The 15253-nt window shown below is 63.8% G+C and carries 12 protein-coding genes; 5 read left to right on the top strand and 7 right to left on the bottom strand.

What is annotated here, in order from left to right; genetic code table 11:
- Positions 1–37: 37 nt before the first annotated feature.
- Both ACODRW_RS21370 and ACODRW_RS21365 read left to right on the top strand, forming a co-directional pair.
- The gene (locus ACODRW_RS21370) at positions 38–787 is read left to right on the top strand and encodes a flagellar motor protein (protein WP_081545394.1); all 750 of its coding nucleotides are present in this window, start codon (positions 38–40) and stop codon (positions 785–787) included.
- Between the two features lie 375 nt (positions 788–1162).
- A complete protein-coding gene (locus ACODRW_RS21365) occupies positions 1163–2380 on the top strand; it encodes a cytotoxic necrotizing factor Rho-activating domain-containing protein (RefSeq protein WP_488906651.1) in 1218 nt (405 codons plus the stop codon).
- 29 nt (positions 2381–2409) lie between these two features.
- On the opposite strand, the gene ACODRW_RS21360 is transcribed toward ACODRW_RS21365, so the two are convergent.
- Positions 2410–3294, bottom strand: coding sequence for a LysR family transcriptional regulator (locus ACODRW_RS21360; RefSeq protein ID WP_107800376.1), 885 nt, complete (start codon positions 3292–3294; stop codon positions 2410–2412).
- Positions 3295–3397: 103 nt separating this feature from the next.
- On the opposite strand from ACODRW_RS21360, the gene ACODRW_RS21355 reads away from it, so the two are divergent.
- From ACODRW_RS21355 to ptsG, 3 genes are all read left to right on the top strand, one after another.
- Positions 3398–3784 carry a DoxX family protein gene (locus tag ACODRW_RS21355; protein WP_019103721.1) on the top strand — a complete coding sequence of 129 codons (387 nt, stop codon included), beginning with the start codon at positions 3398–3400 and terminating at the stop codon, positions 3782–3784.
- Positions 3785–4252: 468 nt separating this feature from the next.
- A complete protein-coding gene (ptsP, locus tag ACODRW_RS21350) occupies positions 4253–6772 on the top strand; it encodes a phosphoenolpyruvate--protein phosphotransferase (protein WP_488906650.1) in 2520 nt (839 codons plus the stop codon).
- Positions 6773–6860: 88 nt separating this feature from the next.
- The gene (gene ptsG, locus ACODRW_RS21345; protein ID WP_488906649.1) at positions 6861–8624 is read left to right on the top strand and encodes a PTS glucose transporter subunit IIBC; all 1764 of its coding nucleotides are present in this window, start codon (positions 6861–6863) and stop codon (positions 8622–8624) included.
- A gap of 77 nt (positions 8625–8701) precedes the next feature.
- Here the strand turns inward: ptsG and ACODRW_RS21340 are convergent, their stop codons facing one another.
- From ACODRW_RS21340 to ACODRW_RS21315, 6 genes are all read right to left on the bottom strand, one after another.
- Positions 8702–9499, bottom strand: coding sequence for a Cof-type HAD-IIB family hydrolase (locus ACODRW_RS21340; RefSeq protein ID WP_199225918.1), 798 nt, complete (start codon positions 9497–9499; stop codon positions 8702–8704).
- A gap of 92 nt (positions 9500–9591) precedes the next feature.
- Entirely contained in the window at positions 9592–9948 is a 357-nt protein-coding gene (locus tag ACODRW_RS21335; RefSeq protein WP_488906648.1) for a carboxymuconolactone decarboxylase family protein, read from the bottom strand.
- 163 nt (positions 9949–10111) lie between these two features.
- On the bottom strand, positions 10112–10381 hold the full coding sequence (locus tag ACODRW_RS21330) for a CBU_0592 family membrane protein (protein WP_107800380.1): 270 nt from the start codon (positions 10379–10381) through the stop codon (positions 10112–10114).
- A 27-nt stretch (positions 10382–10408) separates the two neighbouring features.
- Entirely contained in the window at positions 10409–12421 is a 2013-nt protein-coding gene (locus ACODRW_RS21325) for a CocE/NonD family hydrolase (protein ID WP_488906647.1), read from the bottom strand.
- Positions 12418–13983 (bottom strand): BCCT family transporter, encoded by a 1566-nt coding sequence (locus ACODRW_RS21320; RefSeq protein WP_107800382.1) that lies wholly within the window; start codon positions 13981–13983, stop codon positions 12418–12420. Before ACODRW_RS21320 ends, ACODRW_RS21325 begins: the two co-directional genes overlap by 4 nt.
- Before the next feature lie 222 nt (positions 13984–14205).
- The gene (locus ACODRW_RS21315; protein WP_488906646.1) at positions 14206–15099 is read right to left on the bottom strand and encodes a LysR substrate-binding domain-containing protein; all 894 of its coding nucleotides are present in this window, start codon (positions 15097–15099) and stop codon (positions 14206–14208) included.
- Positions 15100–15253: the final 154 nt, after the last annotated feature.

Raw genomic sequence — 15253 nt, 5'->3', positions numbered from 1 at the left:
CCCTGACGCGGCATAACATTAAAAACCGGAACTTCGCGTGGACAAGATAAGCATTGTAGCCATTCTGATGGGCCTGACCGCCATTATCGCGGGGCAGGCGCTGGAGGGCGGCAACATCGGCTCCCTGATGCAGCTGACCGCCTTCATGATCGTCATCGGCGGCACCGTCAGCGCGGTGATGCTGCAAAGCACGCCCAAGCAATTCGCCGCCGGCGTGCGCATGCTCAAATGGATCTTCCAGCCGCCGGTGCTGGATCACGACAAGATGATCCGCGAAGTCATCAACTGGAGCCAGACCGCTCGCAAGGGCGGCCTGCTGGCGCTGGAAGGCTACATCAATCTGCAAAAAGACCCCTTCATCAAGAAAGCGCTGCAAATGCTGGTGGACGGCGCGGAGCCTGACACCCTGCGCTCGGTGATGGACGTGGAGATCTCCATGTTCGAACACGCGCGCAAACAGGCGGCGCGCATCTGGGAATCCGCCGGCGGCTACGCGCCGACCATGGGCATTCTGGGCGCGGTGCTGGGCCTGATCCACGTGATGGAAAACCTGTCCGACCCGTCCAAGCTGGGCGCCGGCATCGCCGTCGCCTTCGTCGCCACCGTCTACGGCGTCGGCTCCGCCAACCTGTTGTTCCTGCCCATCGCCAACAAGCTCAAACACCTGATCGCCTCGGAAGTCGCCTTGAAAGAGCTGGTGGTGGAAGGCCTGGTCTCCATCGCCAACGGCGAAAACCCGCGCATCATCGAAAGCCGTCTCAAGGGCTTCCTGGCGATGCACGAATAAAAAGCGCGCGCCCAGCGCGCGCTTTCCCGCCAGCGGCCTAAGACCCTGTTCAATGTCTGCTGCGCTTCAGCGATACAGCGTTGAAAACAAGCTCAAAATGCTCATGTGCCACGTGCACATTCCGCTTTTTCGCTCGTTTTCGCCTTGTCTCGCCCTTGCTCGCGAGACTTTGAACAGGCTCTAAGCGCCCGCCTTCCTCCTCTCCACACTCCCCCTCCCCGTCGTCGTTTTTTGAAAGACAGGCCCCGCCTTTTTCGCTGCAATGGTCGGCGCGGCCAGACCCCTGGCCCGAAACCAAAGCAGCGCCCTCGCGCCGGCCCAGCGCCACAGCGAGGGAAAGCCCTTCTCCATCCCCTATTCCGCCTGGAACAGCAGATGAAAATATCGAGTCCGATATCCATCAAAACAATCTACGAACAATTGCTTCAACAGCCGGCGGCCAAGCAGGGCAAAGCCCAAGACCTGAGATTCGGCCTGAGCAAAAGCGGCGCCCTGGTGGTGTACAACAGCCGGCTGCACAGCCTGCTGCACCCGGATCAGACCAAACGCGCCAAGGCCTTCGTCCGGCAGCTCTGCCAGGACCCAAACGCGCAAGCCAATCTTTACCACGCCAAAAAGGCCTTGATCAGCCAAAGCCGCGTCGTGCACGACCACGCCAAATACGGCGATCCCACGGCGAACTTCAGGCAGGACGTCAGACAAAACAAAACCGTCACCACCTCCTCGCCGCAAGAAAAGCTCTTGTTCGAGCGGGATAAATCGCAAGTGTTGTCCGGCAGCGTCGCTCCGCTGATCGGCAAGGGCGTGCTTTCCGTCGAAGGCGGCGCCCAGGCCTCCGCTCCGGCCGGCGTCGTCGACTGCGTCCGCCACGACCGGGAGGGCGATAAAAAAGGCGGCGACGCCGTCTCCTCCGACTTCATCAAGTACTCTCACGGCGGCCAGGCCAAAGCCAAGGAGCTGATTCCCGGCACGCCGATCGGCAACTATTACAATAAATTCCAGTTCGGCGACACGCTGCGGCTGATCGAAATCGGCAACGGCCTGCAAGGCACGGTGGGGGTGAAGTTCGACACCGGCGCGCTACGGGACGGCGATTGCTGCCTGTTCAACTCCGGCGCGCTCTCCGGCTGCACCATGGTCTACGCGCTGAAAGCAGGAGTGCTTTACGCCTATCACGCCGGCACCGTGAAAAACGGCGACGGAGAATGGGAGACGGCGACCGACGGCGCGCGCTCCATTGTGGACGCCCATAGACGGCTATGCGGCGACCAAGCTCCGCCAGACCGTCCGGTCGGCAATAACCGCGAACTGGCCGCCTTTCTTCGCGATCACTTCGATCACGCGATGATGGTCTACAGCGGCAAGGGGGAAACGCCGGATCTAGCAGACAGCGGCCATGTCCACCACTTTGACTACAACAAGACGCCGCTGGGGCAAGAGCTGGCCAGCGTCGGCAACGCGTTGGCGCTGCTCAAGAAGACCGGCGACAGCCTGAGCCTTGAGTTCCTGGGCGACAGCATGCGGATCAATCACAACTGCGGCGTTCATTCACAGGACGCCGAAATTTACGCGGTCGACATGAGTCGGCTTTGAGCCCACGGCCAATCAGCTACGCGCCGCCGCTACTGGAAAAACTGCTGTAGGTAATCGACGAAAGCCCGGACCTTGCCCGGCACGTGCCGCCGCGCCGGGTACACCGCCGACAAGTCCAGGCAGTGCCAGTCGTAATCGCTGAGCAGCGGCACCAGCGTGCCGTCCGCCAGGCCCTGCTCCACCAGAAAGCGCGGCTGCAGGATCACCCCCATGCCGTGGACGGCGGCGTCCGTCAGGATGTCGCCGTTGTTGGCGCGCAGCATGCCCTTGACCTTGACCCGGCCGCTGCTGCCGTCCGGCGCGGTGAAATCCCATAGATTAGGCTGCGCGGTCAGCGCGTACAGCAGACACTGATGCTCGGCCAGATCCGCCGGCGTCGCCGGCGTGCCGCAGCGTTGCAGATAGCTGGGCGCGGCGACGACCAGATCCCGTATCCGCGCCAGCCGGCGCGCCACCAGGGAAGAGTCGGACAGATTCGACACCCGCAGCCCCAGATCGAAGCCCTCCTCCACCAAGTCCACCCGCCTGTCGTTCAAGTTCAGCTCCACTTCGATCTGCGGGTACTGCAGATGAAAGCCCGCCACCGCGCGCCCCAGATAACGCATGCCGAAGGACACCGGCGCCGACACCCGCAAACGCCCCACCGGACTACTGGCGCCGTGCGATAAACGCGCGTCCAGATCGTCAAGCTCGGCCAGCAGGCCGCCGGCCTGCCCCAGATAGGTCTCGCCCGCCTCGGTCAGCGACAAACGCCGCGTGGTGCGATGCATGAGCCGCACGCCCAGACGCCCTTCCAGACTGGACACCAGCTTGGTCACCATCGCCCGCGACAGCTCCAGCCGCTCGGCGGCGGCGGCGAAACTGCCCAGCTCCGCCACGCAGACGAAGGCGCGGATTTCCGAAAAGCGGTCCATGATCATTTCCTATTGGTAAACAATATTTTTATTAATAGCGGATTTATTGAGTTTTCTCTACATGGTCAAATGCTCTCCATCGCAAACTTGATTGGAACCCACCATGAACCGCTTCCAGAACCCCGCCCTCGGCACCCTGATCCTGCGCCTGTCGCTGGGCCTGATGTATCTGTCCCACGGCCTGCTCAAGCTGCTGGTGTTCACACCGGCCGGCACCGCCGGCTACTTCGCCAGCCTGGGCCTGCCCGGCTTCGTCGGCTACCTGGCCATCCTGGCCGAAGTCGGCGGCGGCCTGCTGCTGCTGTCCGGCTTCTTCGCCCGCTGGGTGGCGCTGGCGCTGACCCCGCTGCTGCTCGGCACCATCGTGCTGGTGCACGGCGCCCACGGCTGGATGTTCGCCAACGAAGGCGGCGGCTGGGAATACCCGGCCTTCCTGATCGCCGGCTCGCTGGCCCTGTTCTTCCTCGGCGACAACAAGCGCCAGGCCTGAAACAACGGCGCCTGACCGCCTCCAAGACGGCGGCCCTCTCGAGAGGCCGCCGTTTTTCATTTCGCGCATAACAAAAATGCAACAGCCGCCCGGCCGCGGGCCCCGCCGCCAAGACGCTCGCATTTCCACGCCAAACCCATCCCCGTCGCAGCCCGCCTCGTCCCTCCGCCATCGTCTCCGCGCGAACTAGTGCAAATACGTGAATTCCTACTTGCGCAATTTCTTGATTGCCATCAAGCTGCACCGTTATTTCGATGTAGTTAAACTACAATATTGGCATCATATCGCCAGCTGGACAGTAAGCGTCTGTACTGTTGCCGCGCGATGGATGCCGCAGCGCCATCGAATCAAGACAGGCCTTTCCGTACGGTGTACCCTATCCGGCACGCCACGCGGAACCGCTCATGAAGAAGCAGGCCGACGCTCGTAATAAAACAACTGATAAATTCCCGATCTGAGGAGTTACATATGAGCACACCCTTGCCAAGACTGAAGATCCTCGCCCCCCTCTCCGGGTGGCTGGTCGCCCTGGACACCGTCCCGGATCCGGTGTTCGCCGGCAAGATGGTGGGAGACGGCATCTCGCTGGACCCCACCTCCTGCAGTCTGCTCGCGCCGGTGTCCGGCGTCGTCAGCAACCTCCATTCCGCGCACCACGCGCTCACCATCACCTCGCCCGAAGGCGTGGAAGTGATGGTGCACATCGGCATCGACACCGTGATGCTCAAAGGCCAGGGCTTCCAGCCGCTGGTGGAACAAGGACAACACGTCAGCGCCGGCCAGGCGCTGATCGACTTCAATCTGGACATGGTGGCGCGCAACGCGCAGAGCCTGCTGACCCAGATCATCATCACCAACGGCGACGAAACCGTCAGCGCCATGCACCGCGCCAGCGGCTTGGCCGAGGCCGGCAAGACCGCGGTGCTGGAGTTGGAGCTGGCCGGCGCGGCCGCCGCCGCCGCACCCGCGGCCGGCGGCGCCAAGCTGCTGTCCCCGGAAATCGAAATCACCAACCCCGCCGGCCTGCACGCCCGGCCGGCCGCGGTCTTCGCCAGCAAGGCGAAAAGCTTCCAGGCCGACATCCACCTGCTGCTGGACGAGCAGTCCGCCAACGCCAAATCCGTGGTCGGCGTGATGGGCTTGTCCACCCGCAACGGCGACAAGGTGCGCATCGAAGCCGTCGGCGCGGACGCCGAACAGGCGCTGGCCGAGCTGACCCAGCTGCTGCTGGACCGCTGCGGCGAAGCCGAAGACGAAGCGCCGGCCGCGCCCGCGCCCATCGCCGCCGTCGCCCAACAACAGGAAAGCGCCGAGCTGCTGGTCGGCGTCGGCGCCTCTCCCGGCCTGGCCATCGGCCGCGTCTATCATCACCGGCTGCAGGAATTCGACGTGCCGGAATTCGGCCAGGGCGCCAGTCTGGAACAGCAACACTTCGCCCGCGCCACCGAAGAAGCCGCTCAGCAGATCGACGCGGTCAAGAGCCAGCTGACCGACAAGGCCAAGCAGGCCATCCTGTCCATGCACCAGGAACTGCTGCAAGACCCGGACCTGCTGGCGCAGACCTACGCCGGCCTGGCCGACGGCAAATCCGCCGCCTGGTCCTGGCGCGCCGCCTTCAGTTCCTACTCCGCGCGGCTGGAAGCGCAAGACAACGCGCTGCTGCGCGAACGCGCCAACGACATCCGCGACGTGGGCCGCCGCGTGCTGGCGCTGCTGGCCGGCGTCAAGCAGGCCAGCCTGGACGTGCCTGCCGGCTCCATCCTGATCGCGGAAGACCTGACCCCGTCCGACACCGCCGCGCTGGACCCCAACAAGGTGCGGGGCTTCTGTACCCGCACCGGCGGCGCCACCAGCCATGTGGCCATCCTGGCGCGTTCTCTGGGCATCCCGGCGATCTGCGGCATCTCCCAGGCCGCGCTGGCCCTGCCCGATAGCGAACAAGTCATCATCGACGGCGGCCGCGGCACGCTGCGCATCGCGCCGAACGCCGAACAGCTGGCCACCGCCGAGGCGGAGATCGCGCAGATCGCGGAGCGCCGCGCCGCCGAGGCGGCGATGTCGCAGCGGGAAGCCCGCACCAGCGACGGCGTCCGCATCGAAGTGGTGGTCAATATCCGCAACGCCGCCGACGCGCGCGAAGCGGTGGCCAAGGGCGCCGAGGGCGTGGGCCTGCTGCGTTCGGAGTTTCTGTTCGACAACCGCGACACCCCGCCCAGCGAGCAGGAACAGGCGGAGGAATACTGCGCGGTGGCCCGCGCGCTGGGCAAGGAGCGCCCGCTGGTGGTGCGCACCCTGGACGTGGGCGGCGACAAGCCGCTGTCCTACCTGCCGCTGCCCAAGGAGGACAACCCCTTCCTCGGCCTGCGCGGCATCCGCGTCAGCCTGGAGCGCCCGGACCTGCTGCGCACCCAGTTGCGCGCCATCCTGCAAGCCGCGCCGCTGACCCGCTTGCACATCATGTTCCCCATGGTGGCCTCGCTGGACGAACTGCGCGCCGCCAAGGCCGTGCTGGCCGAGGAGCAGGCCGCCAGCGGCCAGCATGACGTCAAGGTGGGCATCATGGTGGAAGTGCCGTCCGCCGCCGTCATGGCCGCGCGCTTCGCGCCGGAAGTGGACTTCTTCTCCATCGGCACCAACGACCTGACCCAGTACGTGCTGGCGATGGACCGCGGCCACCCGCAACTGGCCAAGCAGGCCGACGCGCTGCATCCGGCGGTGCTGGCGATGATCGCAATGACTTGCGACGGCGCCCGCGCCCACGGCAAGTGGGTGGGCATCTGCGGCGGCCTCGCCTCCGACGAGCGCGCCGCGCCGCTGCTGGTGGGCATGGGGGTCAGCGAGCTGTCGGTCAGCACGCCGGCGCTGGCCGCGGTCAAGGCCACGCTGTCGCGCTGGAGCGCGGCGGAGTGCGAGGCTCTGGCGCAACAAGCGCTGGCCCTGTCCACGGCGAGCGAAGTCCGCGAACACCTGAACGCGCAAGCCCGATAAACGAGACTCTCCGGCCATCCGGAGCGATGTAGGGCGGCGAATGCGCCGCCCGCTATTTCCTACGCTGTTGAGCAAGGAATGAACCACCATGTTTAGTCAATCATTCGCATTTCTGCAAAAGATCGGCAAAGCGCTGATGCTGCCGGTGGCCGTGCTGCCGGTGGCCGGCCTGCTGCTGGGCATAGGCGCCACCGATTTCCACACCCAGAACACCGTCGCGCTGGCCATCCTGTCGCTGATGAAGAACTCCGGCGACGTGATCTTCGGCAATCTGCCGCTGATCTTCGCCGTCGGCGTGGCGCTGGGCTTTACCGAAAACGACGGCGTGGCGGCGATCGCCGCCGTGATCGGCCACCTGGTCACCACCGTCACCCTGGGGGTGATGGCCGGCCTGATGGGGGTCAAGCCCGACACCATCATGGGCCTGCCGTCCATCCAGACCGGCGTGTTCGGCGGCATTCTCGCCGGCGGCCTGGCGGCCTATATGTTCAACCGCTTCTACCGGATCAAGCTGCCCGAATACCTGGGCTTCTTCGCCGGCAAGCGCTTCGTCCCCATCATCACCGCCATCAGCGCCATCGCGCTGGGCGTGGCGCTGTCCTTCATCTGGCCGCCGATAGGCAACGGCATCAAGAGCTTCTCGCAGTGGGCCGCGGTCAGCGATCCGCGCACCGCCGCCACCGTCTACGGCCTCGTAGAACGGCTGCTGCTGCCCTTCGGCCTGCACCATATCTGGAACGTGCCCTTCTTCTTTGAAATCGGCGCCTTCCCGGACGCGATCAGCGGCAAGATGATACACGGCGACATCAACCGCTTCTTCGCCGGCGATCCGACCGCGGGCATCCTGTCCGGCGCCTTCCTGTTCAAAATGTTCGGCCTGCCGGCCGCGGCCATTGCCATCTGGCATTCGGCCAAGCCGGAGAACCGCGTCAAGGTGGGCGGCATCATGATTTCCGCCGCGCTGACCTCCTTTTTGACCGGCATCACCGAGCCCATCGAATTCTCCTTCCTGTTCGTGGCGCCGGTGCTCTACCTCCTCCACGCCTGCCTGGCGGCGTCGGCGCAGTTCATCGCCAACACCCTGGACATGCACATGGGCTTCACCTTCTCCCAAGGCGGCATCGATTTCCTGATGTTCAACCTGATCGGCGACAAGGCCAAGCACGCCTGGTACGTGTTCATCCTCGGCCCGATCTACGCGGCCATCTACTACGGGGTGTTCCGCTTCGTCATCGCCAAGTTCAACCTGAAAACCCCGGGCCGCGAGGACGAGAGCGCCGACGCCGGCGCGGCGGTCAGCGAAGACGCGCGCGCGCGCGAACTGGTTCTGGCCTTTGGCGGCCGCAGCAACATCAGCAGCCTGGACGCCTGCATCACCCGCCTGCGCATCGCGGTGCGGGAGCCGGCCAAGGTCAACCAGGCCAAGCTCAAGAGCATGGGCGCGTCCGGCGTGGTGGTGGTGGGCAACGGCATCCAGGCCATCTTCGGCCCGCAGTCGGAAAACCTGAAAACCGATATGGAAATCTATCTGCGCGGCGCGGGCGCGGACGCCGAAATCGACGCCCCGGCCAGCGCGCCGGCTCCGGCGGCGCAAGCGGCGACGCCGACGCCCGCAGCGGATCAAGGCCAGGCCGCGGCGCTGCGCCAGGCGCTGGGCGGCACGGCCAATCTGGCCAAGGTGGAGGCCATCGCCCATACCCGCTTGCGCGTGGAGCTGAAGCAGGGCTCGCTGCTCAATCAGGACGCGGCCCGCGCGGCCGGCGTGGCGGCGATGCTGGAAGTGGCGCCCGGCATCTGGCATTTGATCGTCGGCGATCAAGCCGCCGGCCTGGCTCAGGCGCTTCAAGGCTGAGCGAACCGAAACGATCCGCACCACGTAAAAACGCCAGCGCAAGCGCTGGCGTTTTTTATTGGCAGGGCCTGTCTCGGCTATAAGGCGAACAACTCGCGCAGATGGCGCGCCACGCCGGCTTCGCGGTTGCTGCCGATGCGCGGCACATCCGGCAGTTGCTCGGCCAGCCGCGCCTGGGCGTTGCCCATCATCCGCGGATGGCCGGCGGTGCGCAGCAGTTCAATATCGTTCTGACCGTCGCCAAAGGCCAGGCAATGCGCCTTGTCCAGGCCCAGATCCGACAACACCAGCTCCAGCGCGTGGCCCTTGGACACCCCGGGCGCCATCACCTCCAGGCAATCGTCGGCCGAGAAAGTAATGTACAGCTCATCGCCGAAGGCCTGGTGCAGCTTGCGCTCCACCTCCAGCAAATACGCGTGCTCGCCGATGTAGAGCACTTTGCCGACACCCTCGCCGCCGTGCCCGGCCAGATCGGCCAATTGATAGCGCAGGCCGGAATCGGCGTGGAAATTGAGTAGATACTGGCAGGGTTGGTCGATCAGCCAGGCGTCGTCCAGATAGAAATTCAGCACCGTGCCGGCGGCGAACTCCGGCTGCGCCAGCCGGCGCACCAAGGCGGGATCGATATCCTGGCGATGCACCAGCTTGTCGTCGGGATCATGCACCCGCGCGCCGTTGGACGTGATCAGGTGAGCGCGGATGCCCAGCGCCTGGCGTATGCCCTGCACGTCCAGATAATGACGGCCGGTGGCGATGGCGAAACGCACGCCGCGCGCCTGCAGGGCCTGCAAGGTGCTGGCGGTGAAATCGTCCACCGCGTGATTGGGATCCAGCAAGGTGCCATCCAGATCGGATGCGATGAAGTGATACACCATCAAACTCCCGCGACAACAGAAGCGCACAGTATACGCCCGCCCGGCGGCGCTGCCCATCAATGCGAGCGAGCGCTTTCTGGTCCGAACCGGGATCAGTCGGGCGCGCTCTCCCCGCCGAACTGCTCATAGGCCTGCAAGGCCTCCGCCGCCGTCATCAAGGAAGGACCGCCGCCCATATAGACGGCCACTTGCAGCATCTCCATGAATTCGGCGCGACCGCAGCCCAGTTCCACCAGCGCCTTGGCATGAAAGGCCAGACAGCCGTGGCAGCGGTTGGCGATGCCTATGGCCAGCGCGATCAGTTCCTTGGTCCGGTTCGACAAGGCGCCGTCCGCGTGAGCGGCCCGGCTCATCTGGCCGAAGCCTTTCATCGTTTCCGGGATTTCCTTGCGCAGCTTGCTCAACTCCGCGCCCAGTTCCGCACTCAAATCAGGGTAATGAAAGCTCATGCTCGTCTCCTTAACATAACAATATATATTATATATAATCATATATTGAAAGAGGAAAGCAAGCCGCAATGCAAAAAGCCGAACTCATCGAGTTCGGCTTTTCAGGTAGCTGGCGGCCAGTCGCCATGGACAGCATGTAAAACGCCTCCGCCGCCCGCTCGGCCTAAATCCCCTCCCTGCCCGACAAGGCCAGCAAACGCTCCTTGCGGGTTTTGCGCATGCCCACCAAGCTGATGACGATCCACAGCACCTGCGCCAGCAATGAAGCCAAGTTGAAGGCGTAACACAGCGAGATCAGCAGCAGCATCGCGCCAATCAGATTGAAGCCGCTATAGCTGTAGTCGCTCAAGTCCACCAGCCTCCATTGCAGCAGGCTGTAGGCCAGGAGATAGAAAAACACCCCGATCAGCCCTATCCAGTCATACCACATCATCGCTCACCATCCTTGCGGTGTTCCGCCTTATTGGACCTGACGAGGCACCCATTCGTCCCATTCCCGCCGTTGCAGCAATTGCTCCCCCTCCCAAGCGCTTTGCTCCGCCTGAATGCGAAAATGATGGGCATCCGCCGTCAGCCTCAACTCGCTCTCCACCCTGACCCGCCAATCACCGCGGCCGGCGCTATAGCTCCACTTCACCACGCCGCTGGCCGATAAAGGCTGATCGGGCCGGATACGGTAAGTTTCCTCGCAGCTTTGCGCCACTTCCAAACCATGGTCGTCAAAGCGATAGTGGCCGAAGTCGTCGCGAATCTCGGTGCGCACCTCGCCGCTCATCGCGTCCTCGATGATTTCGCGGCTGCTGGCGGGAGAGCGCAAATAACTCAGCGCCAGCGGCGGCGCGCCTTCCGGCTCGGCAAAGGGCTGCGCCACCACGGTGCTCAGATCATGCACCGGCAGGCTGAGCGTGGCGCCGGCCAGGTCCAATGTCAGCCGGGCATGATCCGCCGCCGGCCAGATCAGCGGGAAGTAAGCGCTGGAAACGCTCAAGCGCAGCCGATGGCCCGCCGGAAGACGGTAGCCGCAATCGTCCAGTTGCAGCCGGATATCCATCCACTCGTCCGGCCTGACCGCCCGCCGCTGTTGATAACCGTCGCGCAGCGCCAGGTTCAGCACCCCGTAACTGATGCGGGTAACCGCGCCATCCGGCGCCACATCGTTGAGCCGCACCGCCAGTTGACCGCTGGGGCTGTCGCACTTCAGCCGCAGCCGCAGCGTCGGCGCGCCCAACAGCGGCAGCTCCCGCTCCAACGCAAGGCTGTCGAACACCAGCGAGCCGGCGTCGTCGCGGCGCTGATCCAGCGGGAACTCCGGTCCCAGCCAGATCACGCAGTATTCGCCGCAGGCGGCGCCGGTGGTCAGCGGCGAACGAATCGCGGCCTCCCCCTCGCCGGCCATGTCCGGCCGCAGCTCGCCCGTGGCGTTCAGCCCCCACTCCCTTCGCTGAACATGCGGGCTGGGCCAGGCCGGGTCGCGCAGCCAGACGCCCGGACGTGCGGCATAACTGGCCCGCGGCGGCGCCGCGTCTTGCAGATACAGGGTGACCGGGTCTTCCGCCATGACGCCGGTGTCGATATCCTTCAGCCAGTAGTCCCACCAGCGCAGCGCTTCCTGCAAAAAACCGATCGCCGGATCCGGTACCGCGAAGTGCGGATACTTATGGGCCCACGGACCGATCAGCGCTTTTTTCGGGCAACTCAGATGCCGCATCATCCGGCCGACGGCGTTGTGATAGGCGTCCCCCCAACCGCCCACCGCGTAAACGGCGGCCTTGATGCTGCTGTAATCGGCGCAGATGGAACCATGCCGCCAATAGTCGTCGTCGGTCTGATGGCTCAGCCAGGTTTTGAGCAGCAGAGGCATCCGCTCCAAGCGTTGCAGCCAACGCTCCCGCCAGGCCTCGCCCACCAACAGCGGATCGGGCGCGGCGGCGCAATAGCTGAACATGGTGCCGGCCCAGCCCAGGTTTTCCAGCAATAGCGCACCGCCCTTATAGTGGATGTCGTCGGCGTAGCGATGGTCGGTGGAGCATAGCGTGATGATGGCCTTCAAGGCCTCCGGTTGGCGGGCCGCCACTTGCAGGCTATTGAAGCCGCCCCAGGAGATGCCCATCATGCCGACCTTGCCGCTGCACCATGCTTGCGCGGCGATCCAGGCAATCACCTCCAGCGCATCGTCCTGTTCCTGTTGCAGGTATTCATCGATGAAGTCGCCATCGGACTCGCCGCAGCCCCTCATGTCCACCCGAAGGCATGCATAACCGTGGCCGGCGAAGTACGGGTGAGTCAGTTGGTCGCGCACGGCAGTGCCGTCACGCTTGCGGTAAGGCAGGTATTCCAGAATCGCCGGCACCGGGCTGACTTCGGCATCCATCGGCAGCCACATCCGCGCGGCCAATTGGCAGCCGTCAGCCAGCGTGATGGTGAAGTGCTCCACTTCGCGAATGGCCCGCGGCAGCTGAGTGACGGTTTTCATGATCGCGTCTCCTTGACGACTACGGGCGCGTCGGAAGGCGGACATGTCAGCTTGCCGGAACGCACCAAGGCGATAAGCGACAGCATGCAGCCCATGATGATGAGCAAGGCCGGCAAACCACCTAGATTGGACATCATTTTGACGCCATCGACGCCGCCGGCGTAACTGGTCATCACCCAAGACACCACGCCGATCACCCCGCCCCACACCACTTTCATGCCCATGCCCGCTTTTTCGGCGCTGTCTGAGGAAAAACCGGCGGTGCACAGATTGCTGATAGCGTCGGTATTGCTGTCCGCCGCAGTGACATAGTTGAGGAAGGCGATGAACACCACCATGGCCACCATCAGTTCGCTCAAGGGCATCTGGCGGATGATGGTGTACAGCACATTCTCCACGCCCTGGCTCTCCAGCACGCCTTTGAGCAGGCCGGCCTGGCCCAAATCAATGGATAGGGCCGTGCCGCTGAAAATCATGATCCACAAGGCGGTGAAGCCGGCCGGCAGCAGCAAATTCATCACAATCACCTCCCGCACGGTGTAACCGCGGGAGATCTTGCCCAGAAACATGGCGCTGATCGGCGCCCAGGCAAACCATACCGCCCAATAGAAAATGGTCCAGGAGCCCGCCCAACCATCCTGGCTGGCCGCGCCGGTGGACAGGCTTAACCGAAAGAACTGGTTCAAATAGTTGCCAAACGACTCCAGACCAAACGCCAGGATGAAAGTAGTCGGCCCAAAAATCAGCAAAAACCCGGCCAGCCCCAGCAAAACCCAGGTATTGACGCTGGACAACCAGCTCAGCCCGCGTTGCAAGCCGCTGAGCGCCGAACAGACAAAGGTCACGACAATGCAGGCAATCACCAGGCCGATGCTGAACGGGCTGGCAGGCAGGGGCAGATACTGGTTGATGCCGCCCACTAGCGCCAAGGCGCCGGTGCCCAGGCTGGACGCCATGCCGGCGACCAGAGAGTACAAAGCCAGGGCGTCGATCAATTGCCCGCTGCGGCCGCCCACCCAGCGCCCCAGCAAGGGCCGCAACATGCTGCCTACCGAGAACGGCAGCTTGAGGTTGTAAAACACCAAGCCGAACAGCAGAGCCGGCACGGTGTAAATGGCGTAAGGGGTGAATGTCCAGTGCAGAAACATGGCCGACATGGCAAAACTGGCGGCCTCAGCGCTACCGGCGCGCAGGCCATACGCCGCCGGCGGGTAGTACAGGTGGTAGATCGGCTCGGCCGAGGTCCAGAACAGCACCCCAACCGCCATCGTGGTCATCAAGGTGACGGCGAACCAGCGCTTGCGACCCAACAAGGGCAAGGCGTCCGCACCGCCGATGCGCAGCTTGCCTATCGGCGAGCAGTAGACCCAGACACAGGTCAACAACAGGCTGAAACTGGCTAGGCTGAATAGCCAGGAAAAGTGGCCCAGTATCCATTTATTGGCTGCGCCGGCCAGACGGAGGAAGACCGACAGGTCAAGATAGCTGAGCAGCAAGGCCGCCAACAGCAGCAAAAAGGTGGGCCAGAATACCAGGGGCCGGATGCGATGATGGCTACGCATGGTTTGTCTCCTTGATGGAGCCTGCCGCCGCTGTCGCCCCTGGGGCGGCGGTTCTGATGCCGGCGCGGCTTGCAGGCAAGCCTGGGCTATTACCCAGGCCAAACCAGTGTCGGCGATAAACCCAAGCCGGGACAAACGATAGTTTTAGATAGATTTATGTTTTCAGCTCATCAATCAAGCCGTGTAATCGCCATCTTGCAGGCGTGAGGCCATCATCCGATGTCACCGCCGCATCACCGCCAGCGAGGCCAGCCAATCCGCGAACAATCTGGTAGCCGGCTTGGGTCGTCTCCGTTCCGGCAGCAACAAGTAAAAAGCGCCGCTCATCGTCACCTTGGCGTCCGACGCCATCACCAGCGCTCCGCTGGCCAGATAGCTGTCGATCAGATACCCCCAGGCCAGCGCCACCCCCTGCCCGGCCAGCGCCGCCTGCACTGCCAAATGGTGGTTGGTCACGCTCAATTGTCTGGCGGCCGGCCTCCAGGCAATGCTTTGGGCGGCAAACCACTGCGGCCAGTTGAACCAGTCGCGCTGACCGCCATCCATGGTGATCAGCGTCTCGTCCAACAAAGCCGCTGGCTGGGCCGGACCGGCCGGCAAATAGCCCGGGCTGCAAACCGCGTACATGTGCTCATCGAACAAGGCCACCGCATCGGCGTCCTTGGGAGGCTGACGGAAATAGTAAACGCCGAGGTCGAATTCGAATGCCTGCAGCTCTTGAATATTATCGTTGGCCAGAATGCGGATTGAGAGGTCAGGCTGAGCTTGGCGGAAGGCGGAGAGATTGGGCATGAGCCACAAGGAGGCGAGCGCGGTGGAACAGGCCACCGTCACCTGCTTGTCTTGCTGCCAATGCATCAGACTGGCGGTGGCGCCGGCCAATTGCTCCAGGGCGGAGCGGACTTCGCTCAGGTATTGTTCGCCGGCCGGAGTCAATTCCACCTTGCGGGTGCCCCGCTGCAGCAATTTGCACCCCAGATAGTCTTCCAGTAACTGCAGCTGACGGCTGACCGCGCCTTGCGACAGATTCAGTTCACCGGCGGCCTGGGTAAAACTGGAGAGCCGGGCCACAGCTTCAAAAGCGATCAGGGTATAAAGAGGCGGCAGCGGTTTCATGGCCTCATTATGGCACGCCCCCCAAAACCGGCGACAGGACAGGCGTCCGGCGCCGCAATGCAAAAAGCCGAACTCAACGAGTTCGGCTTTTCAGATATCTGGTGGCCAGTCGCGGAATCGAACCACGGACACGCGGATTTTCAATCCGCTGCTC

The organism is Chromobacterium sp. FG89 (assembly GCF_057808735.1).
Note: the sequence above shows the minus strand (reverse complement) of the source record. Positions and strands in the feature narration are given on the sequence as shown.

What these genes read in the sequence shown, in the direction of transcription:
- ACODRW_RS21335 (WP_488906648.1), bottom strand. Translation starts at nt 9,948, where the DNA reads ATGAGCTTTCATTACCCTGATTTGAGTGCGGAACTGGGCGCGGAGTTG.
- ACODRW_RS21330 (WP_107800380.1), bottom strand. Translation starts at nt 10,381, where the DNA reads ATGATGTGGTATGACTGGATAGGGCTGATCGGGGTGTTTTTCTATCTC.
- ACODRW_RS21340 (WP_199225918.1), bottom strand. Translation starts at nt 9,499, where the DNA reads ATGGTGTATCACTTCATCGCATCCGATCTGGATGGCACCTTGCTGGAT.
- ptsG (WP_488906649.1), top strand. Translation starts at nt 6,861, where the DNA reads ATGTTTAGTCAATCATTCGCATTTCTGCAAAAGATCGGCAAAGCGCTG.
- ACODRW_RS21365 (WP_488906651.1), top strand. Translation starts at nt 1,163, where the DNA reads ATGAAAATATCGAGTCCGATATCCATCAAAACAATCTACGAACAATTG.
- ACODRW_RS21325 (WP_488906647.1), bottom strand. Translation starts at nt 12,421, where the DNA reads ATGAAAACCGTCACTCAGCTGCCGCGGGCCATTCGCGAAGTGGAGCAC.
- ACODRW_RS21360 (WP_107800376.1), bottom strand. Translation starts at nt 3,294, where the DNA reads ATGGACCGCTTTTCGGAAATCCGCGCCTTCGTCTGCGTGGCGGAGCTG.
- ACODRW_RS21320 (WP_107800382.1), bottom strand. Translation starts at nt 13,983, where the DNA reads ATGCGTAGCCATCATCGCATCCGGCCCCTGGTATTCTGGCCCACCTTT.
- ACODRW_RS21315 (WP_488906646.1), bottom strand. Translation starts at nt 15,099, where the DNA reads ATGAAACCGCTGCCGCCTCTTTATACCCTGATCGCTTTTGAAGCTGTG.
- ptsP (WP_488906650.1), top strand. Translation starts at nt 4,253, where the DNA reads ATGAGCACACCCTTGCCAAGACTGAAGATCCTCGCCCCCCTCTCCGGG.
- ACODRW_RS21355 (WP_019103721.1), top strand. Translation starts at nt 3,398, where the DNA reads ATGAACCGCTTCCAGAACCCCGCCCTCGGCACCCTGATCCTGCGCCTG.